This window comes from Proteus sp. FZP2095, from assembly GCF_023701425.1.
Classification (GTDB): Bacteria; Pseudomonadota; Gammaproteobacteria; order Enterobacterales; family Enterobacteriaceae; genus Proteus; species Proteus cibarius.
Genome location: NZ_JAMQBJ010000002.1, coordinates 149115 through 165818, shown reverse-complemented (window position 1 = coordinate 165818; position 16704 = coordinate 149115). Strand labels below are relative to the sequence as shown.

General features: G+C 39.9%; 21 protein-coding genes and 1 other RNA gene. 11 read left to right on the top strand and 11 right to left on the bottom strand.

Annotated features, from left to right (window positions below; all coding sequences use genetic code 11):
• The first annotated feature begins 290 nt into the window (after positions 1-290).
• From NBG71_RS11080 to NBG71_RS11060, 5 genes are all read left to right on the top strand, one after another.
• Positions 291-950: a DedA family protein gene (locus NBG71_RS11080; protein ID WP_075671379.1), complete on the top strand. Its 660-nt coding sequence runs from the start codon at positions 291-293 to the stop codon at positions 948-950.
• A gap of 263 nt (positions 951-1213) precedes the next feature.
• Positions 1214-1519 (top strand): ElaB/YgaM/YqjD family protein, encoded by a 306-nt coding sequence (locus tag NBG71_RS11075; RefSeq protein WP_075671381.1) that lies wholly within the window; start codon positions 1214-1216, stop codon positions 1517-1519.
• A 6-nt stretch (positions 1520-1525) separates the two neighbouring features.
• On the top strand, positions 1526-1936 hold the full coding sequence (locus NBG71_RS11070; protein WP_075671383.1) for a phage holin family protein: 411 nt from the start codon (positions 1526-1528) through the stop codon (positions 1934-1936).
• On the top strand, positions 1917-2222 hold the full coding sequence (locus NBG71_RS11065) for a YqjK-like family protein (RefSeq protein WP_223672548.1): 306 nt from the start codon (positions 1917-1919) through the stop codon (positions 2220-2222). Before NBG71_RS11070 ends, NBG71_RS11065 begins: the two co-directional genes overlap by 20 nt.
• A 184-nt stretch (positions 2223-2406) precedes the next feature.
• Complete coding sequence (locus tag NBG71_RS11060; protein WP_075671385.1) at positions 2407-2799, top strand: DoxX family protein; 393 nt, start codon at positions 2407-2409, stop codon at positions 2797-2799.
• Positions 2800-2887: 88 nt separating this feature from the next.
• Here NBG71_RS11060 and NBG71_RS11055 read toward each other — a convergent pair whose 3' ends face one another.
• Positions 2888-3790, bottom strand: coding sequence for a LysR family transcriptional regulator (locus NBG71_RS11055; RefSeq protein ID WP_036933024.1), 903 nt, complete (start codon positions 3788-3790; stop codon positions 2888-2890).
• A gap of 113 nt (positions 3791-3903) precedes the next feature.
• Between NBG71_RS11055 and NBG71_RS11050 the strand changes: the two genes are divergently transcribed.
• Entirely contained in the window at positions 3904-4608 is a 705-nt protein-coding gene (locus NBG71_RS11050) for a pirin family protein (RefSeq protein ID WP_223672549.1), read from the top strand.
• Between the two features lie 67 nt (positions 4609-4675).
• Here the strand turns inward: NBG71_RS11050 and rnpB are convergent.
• Positions 4676-5051: RNase P RNA component class A (rnpB, locus tag NBG71_RS11045), an RNA gene on the bottom strand.
• 60 nt (positions 5052-5111) lie between these two features.
• On the bottom strand, positions 5112-5990 hold the full coding sequence (gene rsmI / locus NBG71_RS11040; protein WP_075671389.1) for a 16S rRNA (cytidine(1402)-2'-O)-methyltransferase: 879 nt from the start codon (positions 5988-5990) through the stop codon (positions 5112-5114).
• Positions 5991-6051: 61 nt separating this feature from the next.
• On the opposite strand from rsmI, the gene NBG71_RS11035 reads away from it, so the two are divergent.
• The 4 genes from NBG71_RS11035 (at position 6052) to dolP (ending at position 9465) form a co-directional block, all read left to right on the top strand.
• A complete protein-coding gene (locus tag NBG71_RS11035; protein WP_099660000.1) occupies positions 6052-7806 on the top strand; it encodes a penicillin-binding protein activator in 1755 nt (584 codons plus the stop codon).
• 80 nt (positions 7807-7886) lie between these two features.
• Positions 7887-8264 (top strand): YraN family protein, encoded by a 378-nt coding sequence (locus NBG71_RS11030; protein ID WP_075671393.1) that lies wholly within the window; start codon positions 7887-7889, stop codon positions 8262-8264.
• 22 nt (positions 8265-8286) lie between these two features.
• On the top strand, positions 8287-8877 hold the full coding sequence (gene diaA / locus NBG71_RS11025) for a DnaA initiator-associating protein DiaA (protein ID WP_004245257.1): 591 nt from the start codon (positions 8287-8289) through the stop codon (positions 8875-8877).
• Positions 8878-8886: 9 nt separating this feature from the next.
• Positions 8887-9465 (top strand): division/outer membrane stress-associated lipid-binding lipoprotein, encoded by a 579-nt coding sequence (gene dolP, locus NBG71_RS11020; RefSeq protein ID WP_036933029.1) that lies wholly within the window; start codon positions 8887-8889, stop codon positions 9463-9465.
• Positions 9466-9579: 114 nt separating this feature from the next.
• Here the strand turns inward: dolP and ureG are convergent, their stop codons facing one another.
• From ureG to NBG71_RS10985, 7 genes are read right to left on the bottom strand one after another with little or no spacing between them, the layout of a single operon-like run.
• Positions 9580-10197 carry an urease accessory protein UreG gene (gene ureG / locus NBG71_RS11015; RefSeq protein WP_006535303.1) on the bottom strand — a complete coding sequence of 206 codons (618 nt, stop codon included), beginning with the start codon at positions 10195-10197 and terminating at the stop codon, positions 9580-9582.
• Positions 10198-10206: 9 nt separating this feature from the next.
• A complete protein-coding gene (locus tag NBG71_RS11010) occupies positions 10207-10872 on the bottom strand; it encodes an urease accessory protein UreF (protein WP_250916857.1) in 666 nt (221 codons plus the stop codon).
• A gap of 24 nt (positions 10873-10896) precedes the next feature.
• Positions 10897-11388: an urease accessory protein UreE gene (gene ureE, locus NBG71_RS11005; RefSeq protein ID WP_250916856.1), complete on the bottom strand. Its 492-nt coding sequence runs from the start codon at positions 11386-11388 to the stop codon at positions 10897-10899.
• 25 nt (positions 11389-11413) lie between these two features.
• Positions 11414-13117 carry an urease subunit alpha gene (gene ureC / locus NBG71_RS11000; RefSeq protein ID WP_075671399.1) on the bottom strand — a complete coding sequence of 568 codons (1704 nt, stop codon included), beginning with the start codon at positions 13115-13117 and terminating at the stop codon, positions 11414-11416.
• Positions 13114-13440, bottom strand: coding sequence for an urease subunit beta (locus NBG71_RS10995; protein ID WP_075671401.1), 327 nt, complete (start codon positions 13438-13440; stop codon positions 13114-13116). The genes ureC and NBG71_RS10995 overlap by 4 nt, the downstream gene beginning before the upstream one ends.
• An 8-nt stretch (positions 13441-13448) precedes the next feature.
• Positions 13449-13751, bottom strand: coding sequence for an urease subunit gamma (gene ureA, locus NBG71_RS10990; RefSeq protein WP_075671403.1), 303 nt, complete (start codon positions 13749-13751; stop codon positions 13449-13451).
• A gap of 21 nt (positions 13752-13772) precedes the next feature.
• Positions 13773-14609 carry an urease accessory protein UreD gene (locus NBG71_RS10985; RefSeq protein ID WP_075671405.1) on the bottom strand — a complete coding sequence of 279 codons (837 nt, stop codon included), beginning with the start codon at positions 14607-14609 and terminating at the stop codon, positions 13773-13775.
• A 494-nt stretch (positions 14610-15103) separates the two neighbouring features.
• Here NBG71_RS10985 and NBG71_RS10980 point away from each other — a divergent pair, with 494 nt between their 5' ends.
• A complete protein-coding gene (locus NBG71_RS10980) occupies positions 15104-15994 on the top strand; it encodes an AraC family transcriptional regulator (protein ID WP_075671407.1) in 891 nt (296 codons plus the stop codon).
• A 2-nt stretch (positions 15995-15996) separates the two neighbouring features.
• On the opposite strand, the gene mtgA is transcribed toward NBG71_RS10980, so the two are convergent.
• Positions 15997-16698, bottom strand: coding sequence for a monofunctional biosynthetic peptidoglycan transglycosylase (gene mtgA, locus NBG71_RS10975; protein WP_196563737.1), 702 nt, complete (start codon positions 16696-16698; stop codon positions 15997-15999).
• Positions 16699-16704: the final 6 nt, after the last annotated feature.

The window sequence follows — 16704 nt, the reverse complement described above, 5'->3', positions numbered from 1 at the left end:
GAATGCCTTTTGATAATATTCATTTTCTTAAGGTTTTATTTTAAAAAACTCTCTATTCTGAACTCAAAAAGAGGTTAGATGTCTATTTTTCACGATCCAATATCCATGCGTAAGTGGTGTCGTCATCCAGTTGAAAAATTTTCTGTCTAGTTTTTCCTGATTTTGTTAGAGTGTTGCTGTTTTAAACAATGAAAAATAGACCCTATGAAGTAGAAAACGGGTAAATAGATTACAACACCTATTGATTTTATATTTACCCCCAAATGACTCAGTTTTAGGAAGCCTTTTATATGGAAATCGTAAGAGAGCTATTCTTGGCGCTATGGCATCAAGATTACGAAACCTTAGCTAATCCTTCATTAATATGGATTATCTACATTTTATTATTCACCATACTATTCCTAGAAAACGGAGTATTGCCCGCTGCTTTCTTACCAGGAGATAGCTTATTAATTTTAGTGGGCGTGTTAATTGCTAAAGATACAATGGATTTTCCATTGACCTTACTTATTTTGACTGCAGGAGCAAGCCTAGGTTGTTGGTTGGGCTATCTTCAAGGACGATGGCTTGGAAATACGAAATTAGTACGTAGTTGGCTTTCACATCTACCAGAACATTATCACCAGCGCGCACATGGACTTTTTCATCGTCATGGTTTAGCTGCATTACTTATTGGTCGCTTTTTAGCGTTCGTTAGAACATTGTTGCCAACAATTGCCGGCCTTGCTGGATTGAATAATACTCGCTTTCAGATTTTCAATTGGTTAAGTGGACTTTTATGGGTCGGTATACTGACCACATTGGGTTATATATTAGGTAATAGCCCACTATTTCGTCAGTACGAACACCATTTAATGAATATCCTTATGCTATTACCTGTTTGCCTATTAGTTATAGGATTAATTGGTAGTATCTGGGTTGTAATTAAAAAGAAAAAAACGAAAGCGTAAGATCTATCAAATAATATCAAGATATTCCGACTACCATAAAAAGCAGTAAGAAAAAATAACAAAGGCCTGTTTCATTCAATTGAACAGGCCTTTATTTTATTTCGCTATACACTCGCCTTAACACCCTCTCATTCTTTTAACTGCGGATATCTATTAAGATTTATCTCTTTTTTTTACCAATAAGTCATTATTTAATTTCATTAAGCGGTAAAATTAGTCTATTGTTATAAGTATCATGTCTATCTCTATTAAAGGAGTGAATTATGTCTCATCAACGTTCAAATGAAGATCTGCGTAGTGAATTGAAATCTCTTGCTGATACTCTAGAAGAAGTGCTGAACTCCTCTGCAGATAAATCCAAAGAAGAAATCCAAAGCCTGCGTGCAAAAGCAGAATCGGCGATAAAAGGCTCTCGTGAAAAACTTAGCGATGCGGGTCGAGAAATTGTTGATAACACCAAAGAAATCGCCGGAAAAGCAGATAACTATGTTCGTGAAAATCCATGGACAGGTGTCGGTATTGGTGCGGCCGTTGGTGTTGTTCTTGGTGTTCTACTGGCAAAACGCTAATTTATAATGAGTGATACTCAAAGACCACAGGGCCCCGCATCCGGGGTTCTGAATTCTCTCAGTAAAATTGGTGCCATCGTGATAGGCATGGTCGAAACTCGCCTACGGCTAATCGCCATTGAACTGGAAGAAGAAAAAACCACCCTGATCCAGCTTATTTTAATGGCTGGTGTTACCTTGTTGCTCACCGCCTTTGGCTTAATGAGTTTACTTATACTGCTATTTTGGGTTATTCCACCTGAATACCGAGTCTATGCGTTAGCTATTACAACCGCTACTTTACTTTTCTGTGCACTGATTGGTGCCATCATGACATTAAGAAAAGCGCGAAATTCCACATTGTTAGGAGACACTCGCCAGCAATTGGAATTAGATAAACGTCTTTTGGAGCAATATCATGATGAACAGACAAAATAAGCAAGCAATCCTCGCAAGACGTAAAAAGCTGTTGTTGAATAAAATTCAGCAACAGCGCTCCGATTTAGGGCAAAGCACGCAAGCTTGGCTTGATGTGACAGAGCCTTATGATAAAGCGTGGCGGATTTTAGTCTCATTAAAACCTGCATTTTTAGTAGGCGCTAGTTTTATTTCTCTTTACAGTATTAAACACCCTAAAAAAATCATACGATTAGGACAACGCGCTATCGGTGCAATTGGCTTAATTCGGACAATACAGAAGTCCTTCAAAAAAAACTCAGATTGAACATCAATTTTTTTGTCTAAGAATGTTAATTCTTCTTAATATCCTCTTTTTCAATTTCCTATTATTGTATATCTCACACCGTAGCCGTGGTTATTAATTCTAAAAATAGAAAATTAACCAACGAAAATACAAATATAAACAGATATACATTGCAGATAATAGAGTTTAATTAGGAATAAACATCATGAAAAAATTTGAAGACATTGCGTTATTAATTGCCCGTATTTTAATGCCGATTTTATTTATCAGCGCAGGCTACGGAAAAATTGGTGGCTACGAAGGTACACAACAATATATGCAAGCAATGGGTGTTCCCGGTTTCTTATTACCACTAACCATTTTATTAGAATTAGGTGGTGGATTAGCAATCTTATTTGGTTTCTTAACTCGCACTACAGCAATTTTTACTGCGGTCTTTACTCTCTTAACCGCATTACTGTTCCACAGTAATTTTGCTGAAGGCATGAACCAATTAATGTTTATGAAAAACATGACAATTGCAGGCGGATATTTATTACTGGTTGTTACAGGCCCGGGTAAATGGAGCTTAGATCGTATTTTCAATAAAAATTGGTAATAACGAGTTCTGAAATAAAAAAGATCCTCTAGGGGATCTTTTTTGTTTGCTTAAAATAAAACTAACTCATTATTTATATTTGTTTTGATTATTTTTTATCGCTCGCAAAGAGTTTAGGTATTTCACGTAGACACCACGATTTAGCTTCACCCATGCTATCTCTGCGCCATGCCATAATAATATTATTTTCATGATGATATTCAGGGCCAACAACACGTAAACGCCCTTCTTTAATATCATCTTCAATTAAATCAATCGGCATTGTCGCCACACCTAAACCTGCGATTAACGCTCTGCGTTTATCTTCAATAGAACTGACCGTTAAACGGCGCTGTTTATCTAACAACAATACTGTCAACACAGGGCGTTCTCTTGCGGTATCTGCAATCGCAATACCCCGATATTTTAAGCGAGTTTCTTCTGCTAATGGCTCAGGCTCGTTATGAATGGGGTGATCTGGGCTGGCAACATAAACGCTAGTGGTATTGTATAAAGGGCGAAAATTGATTTCAGATGAAGTGCGAAAATGCATATCAGGTGAAATCACAATATCACATTTACCGCTTTCTAAGCTTTCCCATGCACCCGCTAATACTTCTGTTACTAAAGAGAGTTGGGTATTGGATTTTTCAGCTAATTTATCGACCAAAGGAAAAAGTCGAGATGCTGGGGTAAGCGCTTCACAAACAATAGTGATATGTGGCTCCCAACCTCTTGCTAAGGCTTCAGCATCTGAGGTTAATTTATCAGCAGCCTCAAGTAATATGCGCCCTCTATCAAGAAGCATTCGGCCAACATTAGTAAATTTAGTTCTATGGCCAGAACGGTCAAAAAGAACAACATCTAAATCTTCTTCTAATTTCTGCATGGTATAACTGAGTGCCGATGGAACTCGATTTAGTTCATCGGCCGCAGCTGCAAAACTCCCTCTACGATCAATGGCATCCATGACTCGTAAAGATTCCAACGTAATTGCTTTGTCTTTACTCATTATACTTATCTCTATCAAATAATTTGATTATGGGCACCAGATTAACTTGCTAACAATAGACAGTCCATACCTCTATGATAAATATATTGATAATCTACTCGAAAAATACCGCCATGATAAAATACAGAACAGCACAACAGTGTGGTAAAGCGGATTATGGTTGGCTACAAGCTCGCTACACATTTTCCTTTGGCCACTACTTTGACCCTCATTTTTTAGACTATGGCACGCTAAGAGTGCTCAACCAAGAAGTGCTTGCCCCAAATTCTGAGTTTAAAGCAAAGACTTATCCTCATGTGGATGTGGTTAATCTTATTCTTCAAGGGGAAGCAACATACCTTGATAATATGGGACGTACAGTGACGGCAAAAGAAAATGAGTGCTTACTTATTTCACCGCATAATACTGATACGTATATAGAGAAAAACAGTAGTCCTGATACACCATTAACTCGTATTCAATTGTGGCTAAATGCGTGTCCACAACAAGAAAGTGTAGCCTCACAAAAATTGGTATTAGATGAAAATTTAAAATATCAATTATTAGCCTCACCTACCGGTGATGATGGCTCGCTAATATTAAGGCAAACCATCTGGCTTTATCATATTTATTTGCAAGCAGGTGATGAAATTACACTACCAATAAAAGGGCAGAAAGGCTTTTTGCAATCCATAAAAGGTGGCACCTATTTGCAAACATCAACACAAGAAAATGGGCAAATTCAGTGTGGTGATGGGGCATTTATTCAAGATAGCCATAATATTACATTGAAAAGCTCGGCTGAATTTCGTGGTTTATTTATTGATATTATCTCGTGATAATCAATTTAGATGGACTTAAAAACAGAAAACCCTCGACACACAATGTGAATCGAGGGTTTTTTATGAGGTGAGTTGACCGTTAAGCCGGGTTCTGTCGTGGACAACCATTCATCTAGGCCAGAACTTGCGCGCTGGCTCCAGCAACCTACCCGGGTTCAATGCGGGCCGCACCATAAGAACCCCTATTTGGTCTTGCTCCGGGTGGAGTTTACCATGCCACAAACTGTTACCAGTTGCGCGGTGCGCTCTTACCGCACCCTTTCACCCTTACCTGATCCTGTAAACAGGCCATCGGCGGTTTACTCTCTGCTGCACTTGTCGTAGGCTCGCGCCTCCCAGATGTTATCTGGCACCCTGCCCTGTGGAGCCCGGACTTTCCTCCCCTCTATCCGTCTCCCCCGAAGGGACAACGATAAAGCAGCGGTTGTCTAGTCAACTCAGGGTGCGGATTATAGGGATTTTGGTAGAAAATGTATAGCAAAAGAAGCTAAAAAATCACTTTACTCGTCTTGAGCTTCACCATTTTGCTCAATGACATGCTTATAGAGTGCATTTTTCTTCACACCATAAATTTCTGCAGTGACTGCGGCTGCTTTTTTCAGTGGTAACTCTTTTTGTAAAATCGCCAATGTCCGTAATACTTCAGGAGAAAAATCGTCATCAACGGGTTTTTCATAACCCTCAACAATTAATACCATTTCACCTTTACGGCGGTTTTCGTCTTCAAGAACCCATTTAAGTAATTCACCAACAGGCATACCTTGAATAGTTTCCCACGTTTTTGTGAGCTCTCTCGCTAATACTACGTAGCGATCTTCCCCCCAAACTGTCACCATATCAGCTAAACTATCTAACAGCCGGTGTGTTGATTCATAAAAAATCAATGTACGAGGCTCTTCTGATAATGACCGTAAACAGTCTTGACGACTTTTTGTTTTTGCAGGTAAAAAGCCTTCGTAACAGAAACGATCTGATGGAAGCCCTGCCGCAGACAGTGCAGTAATAGCAGCACAAGCGCCGGGTAATGGCACGACATTTATGCCATTCTTACGACATTGATTGACTAAATGATAGCCAGGATCGTTAATTAATGGTGTACCTGCATCAGAGACTAATGCGATACTTAGCCCCTGCTGTAATTTGCTAATTAATTGATCTGCTTTTTGCTGTTCATTATGATCATGTAACGCATACAAACGTGCGTTAATGGCAAAGTGCTGTAATAGAAGCCCTGTATGACGGGTATCTTCTGCAGCAATTAAATCGACATGAGACAGCACATCAAGTGCCCGCTGGGTGATATCGCCCAGATTACCAATAGGTGTGGGTACTATGTACAGTGTGGATGTCGTTACCGCTGCTCGATTAGGTTGATTCATTGTTTATTCCGAATGACCGATTTAAAATTGAGCATAATTATAAAACATCACTGGGTACAGTATGCTTTCCTCAATTTTTGTGCGTTTTAAAACAGGTTTATCCTATACTGCGATACTCTCTGCGCTGATTATGTCAGGTTGTACCCTGACGGGGCAACAAGAACAACCTCTCACTCCCGCTGCAAAAGCAGAAATGGAGATGAAACAATTTCAAAAAGTGATTGATGACGCTCAAGGGTTGGCATCTTTAGATGTTATTAGAGCCTATATTGGGTTAGAAACATTAATTACAGATCCTCAACTGCATCAGAAAAATATTGATGATACATGGCTCACGCTAACCAAACTCACACCAGAGCAACGCCGTAGTGTTGTTATCAAAGCAGATGAAAATACACTGCAAGGTTGGTTAGACTTACTGAATACCTATGAATACAACAAAGATGATGCTGATAAATTATCAACAGCGGTCAGAGAGTGGCAGACTCGCTATCCTCGCAACCCAGCCGCATTAACACTTCCAGCATCATTGTTACGTCTTTCACAGCCTTCAGTGAGTGCAAGTAGCCAAATCGCATTATTGTTACCTTTAACAGGGCAAGCGAAAGTTTTTGGTGAAGCTATTCGTCAAGGCTTCCTTGATGCGCAAAGTGGTTTACCACAACCTCAAGAAATGCCAGCGCCACAAGCGCCTAACAATGACGATAGCCTTAATTCAATTTTAGAAGAATTAGGCATCAAAAATACTGAAACACCAACAACAGATACGGCAAAAGAAACAACTGAAAATACGCAAGCGACTCAAGATCAAGAAAAAGAGAGCTCTACATTTTCTGGTGATACAACATTACGCTTAGATCCTGTTGCACAAAACTCTCGCCAAGTGATTGTTTATGATACTAATAGCCAATCTATCGATGTTTTACTGAAAAAAGTACAGCAAGATGGTGCTAACTTAATTGTCGGCCCGTTACTAAAACCTGAAGTCATGAAGACTATTGAGCTTCAAAGTGGCTTACCTGTATTGGCATTAAATGAATTAGACAGTGTTCCTTCAGCAACAACCGTTTGTTTCTTCTCTCTTTCACCAGAAGATGAAACCCGTAATGCGGCACAACATTTACGTCAGCAACAAAAATCAAACCCATTAATTATTGTTCCTGATAATAAATTTGGTCAAAGAATGGCACAAACATTTGCTGATGAGTGGCAACGCACCGGCGGCGGTACCGTTTTACAACAAACTTTTAGCTCTGTTGAAAGCTTAAAAGCCTCTATCAACCGTGGTGTGGGTATTCGAATGACGGGTACGCCTGTTCTCCCAACGGCTAATGCACCTTTACCATTAGAGACTCAATCTATTCCATCAGCAAGTGGTGCCATTGATTCTGTTTATATCATTGCGACTAGCGATGAATTAACCTTAATTAAACCAATGATTGATATGGCGATCAGTACCAAAAAACGTCCACCAATTTATGTTAGCTCACGTAGTAACCAAGGTGGAACCGGCCCTGATTTCCGTATGGAGATGGATGGCATTCAATTTAGTGATATTCCATTGATGACTGGTGCTAATTTGCCATTAATGCAAAAAGCATCAAGCAAATTTGCGAACGATTACTCATTAATGCGTCTTTATGCCATGGGAATTGATGCATGGTCATTAGCAAACAATTACAATGATCTGACAAAAGGCACATTGCGTTTTAATGGTATTTCAGGCTCATTACGTGTTGAAGACAACTGTACTGTTTATAGACAACTCCCTTGGATGCAATTTAAACAAGGTAAGATTGAACCTGTTGCACAGTAATGCACGCATTTAATTATCATTAAAATAAACCGCCATTATGGCGGTTTATTTTATGAGTGATGTAAAGAAGGAAATCATGGATGATTTTTTCTAAAAGCCCTTATTTTTTAGGGCTATACTATGAGCAAAAAGCGCTAAAATATTTACGCCAACAAGGATTAATATTGATTGAGCGTAATGTCCGATATCCCTGTGGAGAAATTGATCTTATTATGCAGGAAAAGAGGACATGGGTATTTGTTGAGGTTCGTTTTAGACGTAACATCTTATTTGGTGATGCTATAAGTTCTATTACTACCTCAAAACGGCGTCGCTTATGGCGTACAGCAAAATATTGGCTAGCACAACGCCAAGAAAGTATCGAGACTTCAGACTGCCGTTTTGATATTTGTGCATTTAATCAACGCCAGCTAATATGGCTAAAAAACATTCTCGATTATACGGAATTTATTCGTTAAATTAGATTATATAGGTCTTAACGTGCTTGATAGAATCAAAGTCTGCTTTACAGAGAGTATTCAAACTCAAATTGCAGCAGCAGAAGCATTACCAGATGCCATTTCCAGAGCCGCCATGATGATGGTTCAATCTTTGTTAAACGGCCATAAAATATTAAGCTGTGGAAACGGTAGCTCAGCAGCAACAGCACAGCGATTTGCCGCAAGCATGATCCATCGTTTTGAAACAGAGCGCCCAAGCTTGCCCGCATTATCGTTAAACACAGATAGCGTTGTGATGACTGCAATTATGGGGAATCAGCAGCACGATGAAATCTATGCAAAACAAGTGCGTGCCTTAGGACAAGCTGGAGATGTGCTACTTGCTATCTCAACTCACGGTAACAGCAGAAGTATTATTAAAGCCGTTGAAGCCGCTGTTACACGAGATATGACCATTGTTGCATTAACAGGTTATGATGGCGGAGAGCTTGCCGGATTATTAGGCCCTCAAGACGTTGAAATTCGTATTCCATCTCAACGTACCGTCAGAATACAGGAAGTTCAGATGCTAACAGTCAATTGTCTCTGTGATTTAATTGATAATACATTATTCCCACATCAGGATGACTAAGGAGTTACTATGAAATTGCTTCCTATCACTGCAGTGCTATGTTCTGCACTTTTACTGCAAGGTTGTATCGGCGCAGCGGTTGTCGGCACTGCCGCAGTTGCGGGTAAGACTGCAACCGATCCTCGCTCATTAGGGCAACAAGTTGACGATGGTACATTGGAAGCACGTGTTTCTGGTGCTCTAAACAAAAACGAACAGATCAAGAAAAGCAATTCACGTATCGTAGCTACAGCTTATCAAGGCAATATTCTGTTAACAGGCCAAAGCCCTGATATGTCTGTTGCGAATACAGCAAAACAAGTTGCGAGTAAGGTTGAAGGCGTGAATAACGTCTATAACGAAGTCCGCCAAGGCGAACCTGTGACATTAGGCACAGCGTCTTCAGATACATGGTTAACAACCAAAGTTCGCTCTCAGATTTTAGGCAGTGATTCAGTAAAGTCTTCTTCTGTAAAAGTGATCACTGAAAATGGTGAAGTGTTCTTATTTGGTATTTTGACTCGCCAAGAAGGGGCCGCGGTTGCAAAAATTGCTAGCGAAACCAAAGGTGTAGTAAAAGTAACCACGGCATTTACTTACCTTAACTGATCCCATTACTAACATCATTTTTGTATTATCCTGTCAGTATCGAGTATTTATAATAAATAACCGATACTGACAGTGTCTTTCTCGACTAAAAACTCACCTTTTCTCAACAAACTATTAGCGTCTTAGCATGCCTTTATCAATGATAAAATCGATAATAGTTTCTAAGCCCACTTTTTCTTTTAGATTTGTGAAAACATAAGGCTTCACAGGACGCATTCTTGCTGTGTCTGCTTCCATCACTTCTAATGATGCGCCAACATAAGGTGCCAGATCGATTTTATTAATAACTAATAGGTCTGAATGTGTAATACCTGGGCCACCTTTACGTGGAATTTTTTCCCCTTCAGCCACATCAATTACATAAATGGTTAAATCAGCAAGCTCTGGGCTAAATGTCGCACTTAAGTTATCACCACCACTTTCCACAAAAACGATATCAAGATTTTTGTGGCGCATTGCTAATTCTTCAACCGCCGCAAGGTTCATTGATGCATCCTCACGAATAGCAGTATGAGGACAGCCACCCGTTTCAACACCAATAATACGATCCGCATCTAATGCTTCAGCTCGCGTTAAGATCTTGGCATCTTCTTGAGTATAAATATCGTTAGTAACAACCGCGATTTCATAAGTGTCGCGCATTGCTTTACAAAGAACTTCTAACAGTGCCGTTTTTCCTGATCCAACAGGACCACCAACACCAATACGAAGTGGTTGATTATATTCTTGCATATAGATTTCTCATGAACGAAAAAGTCGAGTGTATTGTGTTTCATGGCGACTACTGGCAATAATTTGTGCCGGTGTAAAACTCCCAATATCTTCAGTGGGCCAATGTGCAGATTGCTCTACAATCGCAGGGATCTGCTCTGCTAATGTAAACAATATCTTCTGCCCCGCACTTTGCCCTAAAGGGATCAGTTTCACTCCTGACATCACCGTATTTTCAAGCCAACCCCAAGCATAAGCACAACATAACTTTTCAGCAGAAATATTCCATTTCACAGCAGCTAACGCAAATGCCATAAGTTGTGTCTGTTTTACACAAGCTTGTAAGGTTTCATCTAACTCAATATCTAATTGAGGAAGTAAACGAGCAAAAGCGATGCCTCGTTGACGCTCTTCTTGTCGCAACTCTTTAGTTTCACGACTTGCGACAATAAAATCACACCAATACTTCACTTCACTCATTTTGACTTGAGCTAAATTTTCTTGTAATCGCCGTAAGATAGGGAGCTCTAACGTTGCTAAAGTGCTGGTCATTTGGGTACTTAGCCAATCCGCTAATGTTTGAGGACAACAAACCCAGCCCTTTTCAATCGCCCACTCTAATCCTTGAGAATAAGTAAACGATCCCACAGGTAAAGAAGGACTGACTAATTGATATAAGCGCAGATCTGCAAGCATCAATAAGCTCCCTTATTCAAATAATTAGTGATGATGATCGTCATGAGAGTGATGATGATGACCACCTGACGACCCACCATAAGCGCCCGGCTCAGGTTGGTATTTCTCTAATTCCACAACCACATTGGCACCTAAACCTCTCGCCATATCATCTAAAACATGATCGTGAAAATAACGACACCAACCCGCTTCGATTTGTAATGGAACATGACGATTACCTAAGTGGTAGCAAACACGAGCCAATAACAGCGGATCGTCACTATATACCGTTGAAACTTGCTCTTTTGCCGCTTCAATTGTGACTAGCGTATTATCTTCTGACAGTAAGATATCACCTTCTTTTAGCACCGTACCGCGAGGCAAAAATAGCCCCGCTTCTTGCCCATCACTTAACGTCACTTTTAAACGACTTTTGGTTCTTTCATCCATCGTTAAGCATAAAGTAATAGCCTGTATTTCTGGCGTTACTAATTCAAGCGCTTTTTGTTTATCAATAAGTTGAGTAAATCTTTTCATTCTCTACATTCTCGGTAAACGCTAATCAAAAGAGGAAATAGCGTTGTGCCATTGGTAATTGCGTTGCAGGTTCACACACTAATGGCACACCATCAGCTTTCACAATATAGGTTTGAGGATCAAGCTCGATATGAGGCACATAACTATTGTGGATCATCGAAGCTTTAGTGATGTTACGACAGCCTTTAACACGACCAATTAAGCTCTTTAAGCCCAGCTTTTCAGGCACTCCAGCTTCAATGCCCGCTTTTGACATAAAGATCATCGACGTCTGATATTTCGCTTTACCTAAGCAAGCATACATTGGGCGATAATGTACAGGCTGAGGTGTTGGAATAGCCGCATTAATATCACCCATTGGCGCATAAGCTACCATGCCACCTTTCATGATCAACGCAGGTTTCACACCAAAAAAAGCTGGATCCCATAAAACCAGATCCGCTAATTTACCTTTCTCAATAGAGCCGACTTCGTGTGCAATACCATGTGCTAAAGCAGGATTGATCGTGTATTTCGCAACATAACGTTTAATACGATGGTTATCACTTTCAGCGGTATCACCGTCTAATGTACCGCGCTGTAATTTCATTTTGTGCGCACATTGCCAAGTACGAAGAATAACTTCGCCTACGCGTCCCATTGCCTGTGAGTCTGATGACATAACAGAAATAGCACCCATATCATGTAAGATATCTTCTGCTGCGATGGTTTCACGGCGAATACGAGATTCAGCAAAAGCCACATCTTCAGGAATAGACGGATCAAGGTGATGGCAAACCATCAACATATCAAGATGCTCATCTACAGTGTTAATGGTATAAGGCATTGTTGGGTTAGTAGAAGCAGGCAAAATATTCGGCTCACCAACTGATTTAATTACATCAGGTGCATGCCCACCACCTGCGCCTTCTGTGTGGAAAACGTGGATCACACGACCTGCTATCGCTTTCACAGTTTCCTCGTAGAAACCGCCTTCATTTAAAGTGTCAGAGTGAATAGCGACTTGCACATCCATTTCATCGGCAACATTAAGGCAGTTATGAATTGCCATCGGTGTTGCACCCCAGTCTTCATGGATTTTTAAACCAATAGCACCGGCTTCAATTTGCTCGCGAACGGCTTCTGGTTGACTCACACAGCCTTTACCGAATAAACCCACATTAATAGGCAATTCATCAACGGCTTCTAACATGCGGTGCATATTCCAAATACCTGGCGTTACTGTGGTTGCATTTGTTCCAGCAACAGGCCCTGTACCACCACCAATAAACGTGGTGACACCAGACACTAAACCTTCTTGTGCTTGTTGAGGGCAGATAAAGTGAATATGCGTATCAACGCCACCAGCGGTAACAATTTTGCCTTCACCTGCAACCACTTCTGTAGCAGGCCCTACAACAATATCTACATTAGGTTGAACATCAGGATTACCCGCTTTACCGATACCCACAATGCGGCCATCTTTAATACCGATATCCGCTTTTACAATACCCCAATGATCTAAAATAATGGCGTTTGTAATCAGCACATCGACACATTCAGCATTGACAACTTGGCTTTGCCCCATGCCATCGCGAATAACTTTACCACCACCAAATTTGACCTCTTCGCCATAAGTCGTGAAGTCTTTTTCAATTTCGAGAAAAAGCTCAGTATCGGCCAATCTCAGACGGTCGCCAGTTGTTGGACCAAACATATCTGCATAAGCTTGACGTGAGATAGTTTTCATTTTTTCTCACTCTCCAATTTACCCATCACCTTGCCATGAAAGCCGTAAATTTCACGCTTTCCAGCAAAAGCCACTAATTCAACAGTACGGCTTTGCCCTGGTTCAAAACGAACCGCCATGCCCGCTGGAATATTTAAACGAAAACCTAATGTGTCTTCCCGTTCAAATTTCAGCGCCTCATTCACTTCATAAAAATGATAATGAGAGCCAACTTGCACAGGTCTATCGCCATGATTGGCAACCTGTATTGTTTTTGTTTCTCGACCTGCATTAAGTTCGATATCGCCTAATGCTTGGTTAACTTTAATTTCACCAGGTATCATGTTATTACCTACACAATAGGAGAGTGAATAGAAACAAGTTTTGTACCATCAGGGAATGTACATTCCACTTGGATGTCTTTGATCATTTCTGGTACGCCTTCCATGACTTGTTCCGCCGTCAAAATAGTGCGCCCTTCACTCATCAATTGGGCAACTGTTTTACCTTCTCTCGCCCCTTCCATAATGGCGCAACTGATAAGTGCAACCGCTTCAGGATAATTAAGCTTGAGCCCTTTCGCTAAACGTCTTTCAGCAACAAGACCCGCTGTAAAAAGCAGTAATTTATCTTTTTCTCTTGGTGTTAATTCCATTTCTGCTCCTAAAATTAACGATTATGTCGCCCATATACGAGGCGGCTCAGGGCAATACCCTAACCAGTGTTGTCTGACGGTTTGCCAAACTTGAGCAAAACACGCCATCATCGGCTCTGTTTGCGAGCCTAATAACCGTAAAACTAAAATACCGTCTACATCCGTTAAACCATATTCGATAACATGATCGTAAGAAGCGGAGAAAGCCTCGATACTTTGTTGAATAAGGTTTTTTAATTCGTCCGTTGCGGGATAGATATAAAGTGATCCCAGCATCGGAAACTCACGCATGGCGGCTGATCTTTTTTGTAAACCATCGACAAAAAGTGACTCAGTTAATGTCAGTTTTTCATCGATATAGAAATTTAAACGCCCTTTTACATTGCCATCTTCAAACCACTCATTTAAAACGGGGCGACCAAAACATTGAATTTCCCAGCCAATAAATCTGGCAGTAGATGCAATATGAATATGTGTTTCTAGGCGAACTTGGGCTTCAGGAAAAAAGATATTTTCTTGAGGTAACCACTCTAAAAAACCATTAGCTGCCACTTTTAAGGTTTGAACTTGCCGAGCAACACCGCCAGCACTACGGTAAAACTTAGTGGCTCCGGGTGTTGTGAGCAATGCATGAGCTTGGGGTTGCACATCAATATTAATCAATAGTTTATCACCACCGACCACACCGCCAGGAGGATGAAGCAAATAAGTGTGTGCAATACCTTGCTCAGGATAAAAAGGACGCTGAACCATTAATGGGCCGATATGGCGCTTTTCTGTAAGACGTGTTATTTCGCGTTTTACTTCATAACGTAAAACGATTTCAGCAAGCCAACCCTTCCCTGAAAAGTCAGACATACTCACTCCTGCCAATTCGGCAAAATTATCAATAAATCAGGAAAATACGTGAATACATACAGCGCTATCCATAAGATTGAGTCATTCAAAATCAAATAGAAAATAAGCTAATGAATGTTGGATAGGGTGTGGATAAAAGACAAACAGCGATATCCTAAGAACAGAATAATCTCCTTCGTCTGTGACGCGCGATTCTACACCTTATTACGAAAAATGCGTTTTGAATAAATAGCAATTTATTTAGAAAAAATGACACTGTTTAAAATAAATGTAAAAAATGAGCAGATATCTATATTGTCATATTTTATCAACAAGATTATATTCTGCTTCACTCTCATTCTGCTTTGCATGACAACACTAATTTAAATTAGAATAATCTCTCTATTTATTATTCTAGACGTGGCTTATCAGTTTATACAACAAATGAGCTAATTTTGAGTATTGTTCATTTAAGCAAGATTAATGCTTAACTTGCCTACGGTATATCGGAGATCATGGAATACAAACACATCCTGTCCTCTAACCAAATGTCTTTAAAAACGTTTTACATCGAAAACCCGATGATAGCGATGGTTAGTGGCGCAAAAGGTACGATTTGCATCAATGGACAAACTATTGATGTATCCAGCCATTTAACGCTTATTATTCCTAAATACAGTCAAGTCTCTTGCGATATAGTCAGCCAATTTACGCATAAATCGATTGAACTACACACGCTTGTGTTATGTGAAACAGAACTTCAATCTGTTTTCTCTTTATTGAAGCCTTTAATTAAATCTAGTTCACCACTAACAAGTCACTTACCTGCTTACCATTTATCAACGCCTGAAGTGATAAAAAGTAATTTTGGAATTTTAAAGCAGTGCTTACCACTTCCACATGGCTCTCCATCTCAAGAAACCATGTTTATGCAGCAATGCTTGTTTTTTATTTTGATGGCGGTGTATCAAGAAGGTATCGATATTTTAAATATCTTCCGATTTAACTATGATGAACCAAAAAATCAGGCAATTACGCATTTAATTACGCAAGATCCGCAAAAAAAATGGCATTTAGAAGATGTGGCTAAAACACTTTTTACAACGCCATCAACGTTACGTCGGCATTTAAGTAAAGAAGGTGTCTCGTTCTGCCAGCTATTACTGGATGTCAGAATGGGAATTGCTTTAAATTACCTGACATTTTCTAATTACTCTGTTTTTCAAATAAGTCATCGCTGTGGTTTTGGCAGTAATGCCTATTTTTGCGATGCTTTTAAACGTAAATACGGCATGACGCCTTCACAATTTCGTATTCAGTCTCGGCAATCTAACGATCCCTCTACGATAACAAAGCTATCAGAGAAGATTGCTGAGCCTAATAGAAAGATATTTCAAACCTTATAGAGTTATGACAAATTATTTTTCTTTAAGAAGCTAATTCCCCCCATTAGCCGCATTTGATTTAAGATCCACTGTTGCCGCTTTAGAGTATAAGCAGAAGGTTTATTTACATGGTAAATATGCGGATTAGGTAATACTGCGGCTAGTAATGCGGCCTCATGACTTGTGAGTTGTTTCGCTGGCTTTCTAAAATAGTGTTGGGAAGCCTGCTCTACACCGAAGATCCCATCACCAAACTCAACAATATTCAGGTATACGGTTAAAATACGTTTTTTTGACCAAATAAGCTCGACAACAGGCGTCATACCTGCCTCAAGCCCTTTTCTTATCCAACTACGACCATCCCATAAAAAAAGATTTTTGACAGTTTGTTGAGAAATCGTTGATGCACCACGTAATGTTTTCCCGTTGTTATTATTTTTTTTGAAAACTTTCTCAATAGCATCAAAATCAAAGCCCCAATGTTTGGGAAAATTTTGATCCTCAGAAGCAATCACGGCTAAATACATCACTGATGCTATCTCTTTTTCATCTACCCAAGTGGAATGTGATACATAAGAAAAATCAAACTCACTCCAAGCAGAAATTTGTCTTTGAGCCATAACAGCAGAAAAAGGCACAGGTAAAAAAGAAAACAGCACAACTGTTAACAGCCATAAAGCAATTAAAATAATTAATAGTTTCTTTAACTTTCTCACCAGTACCATCTGCTG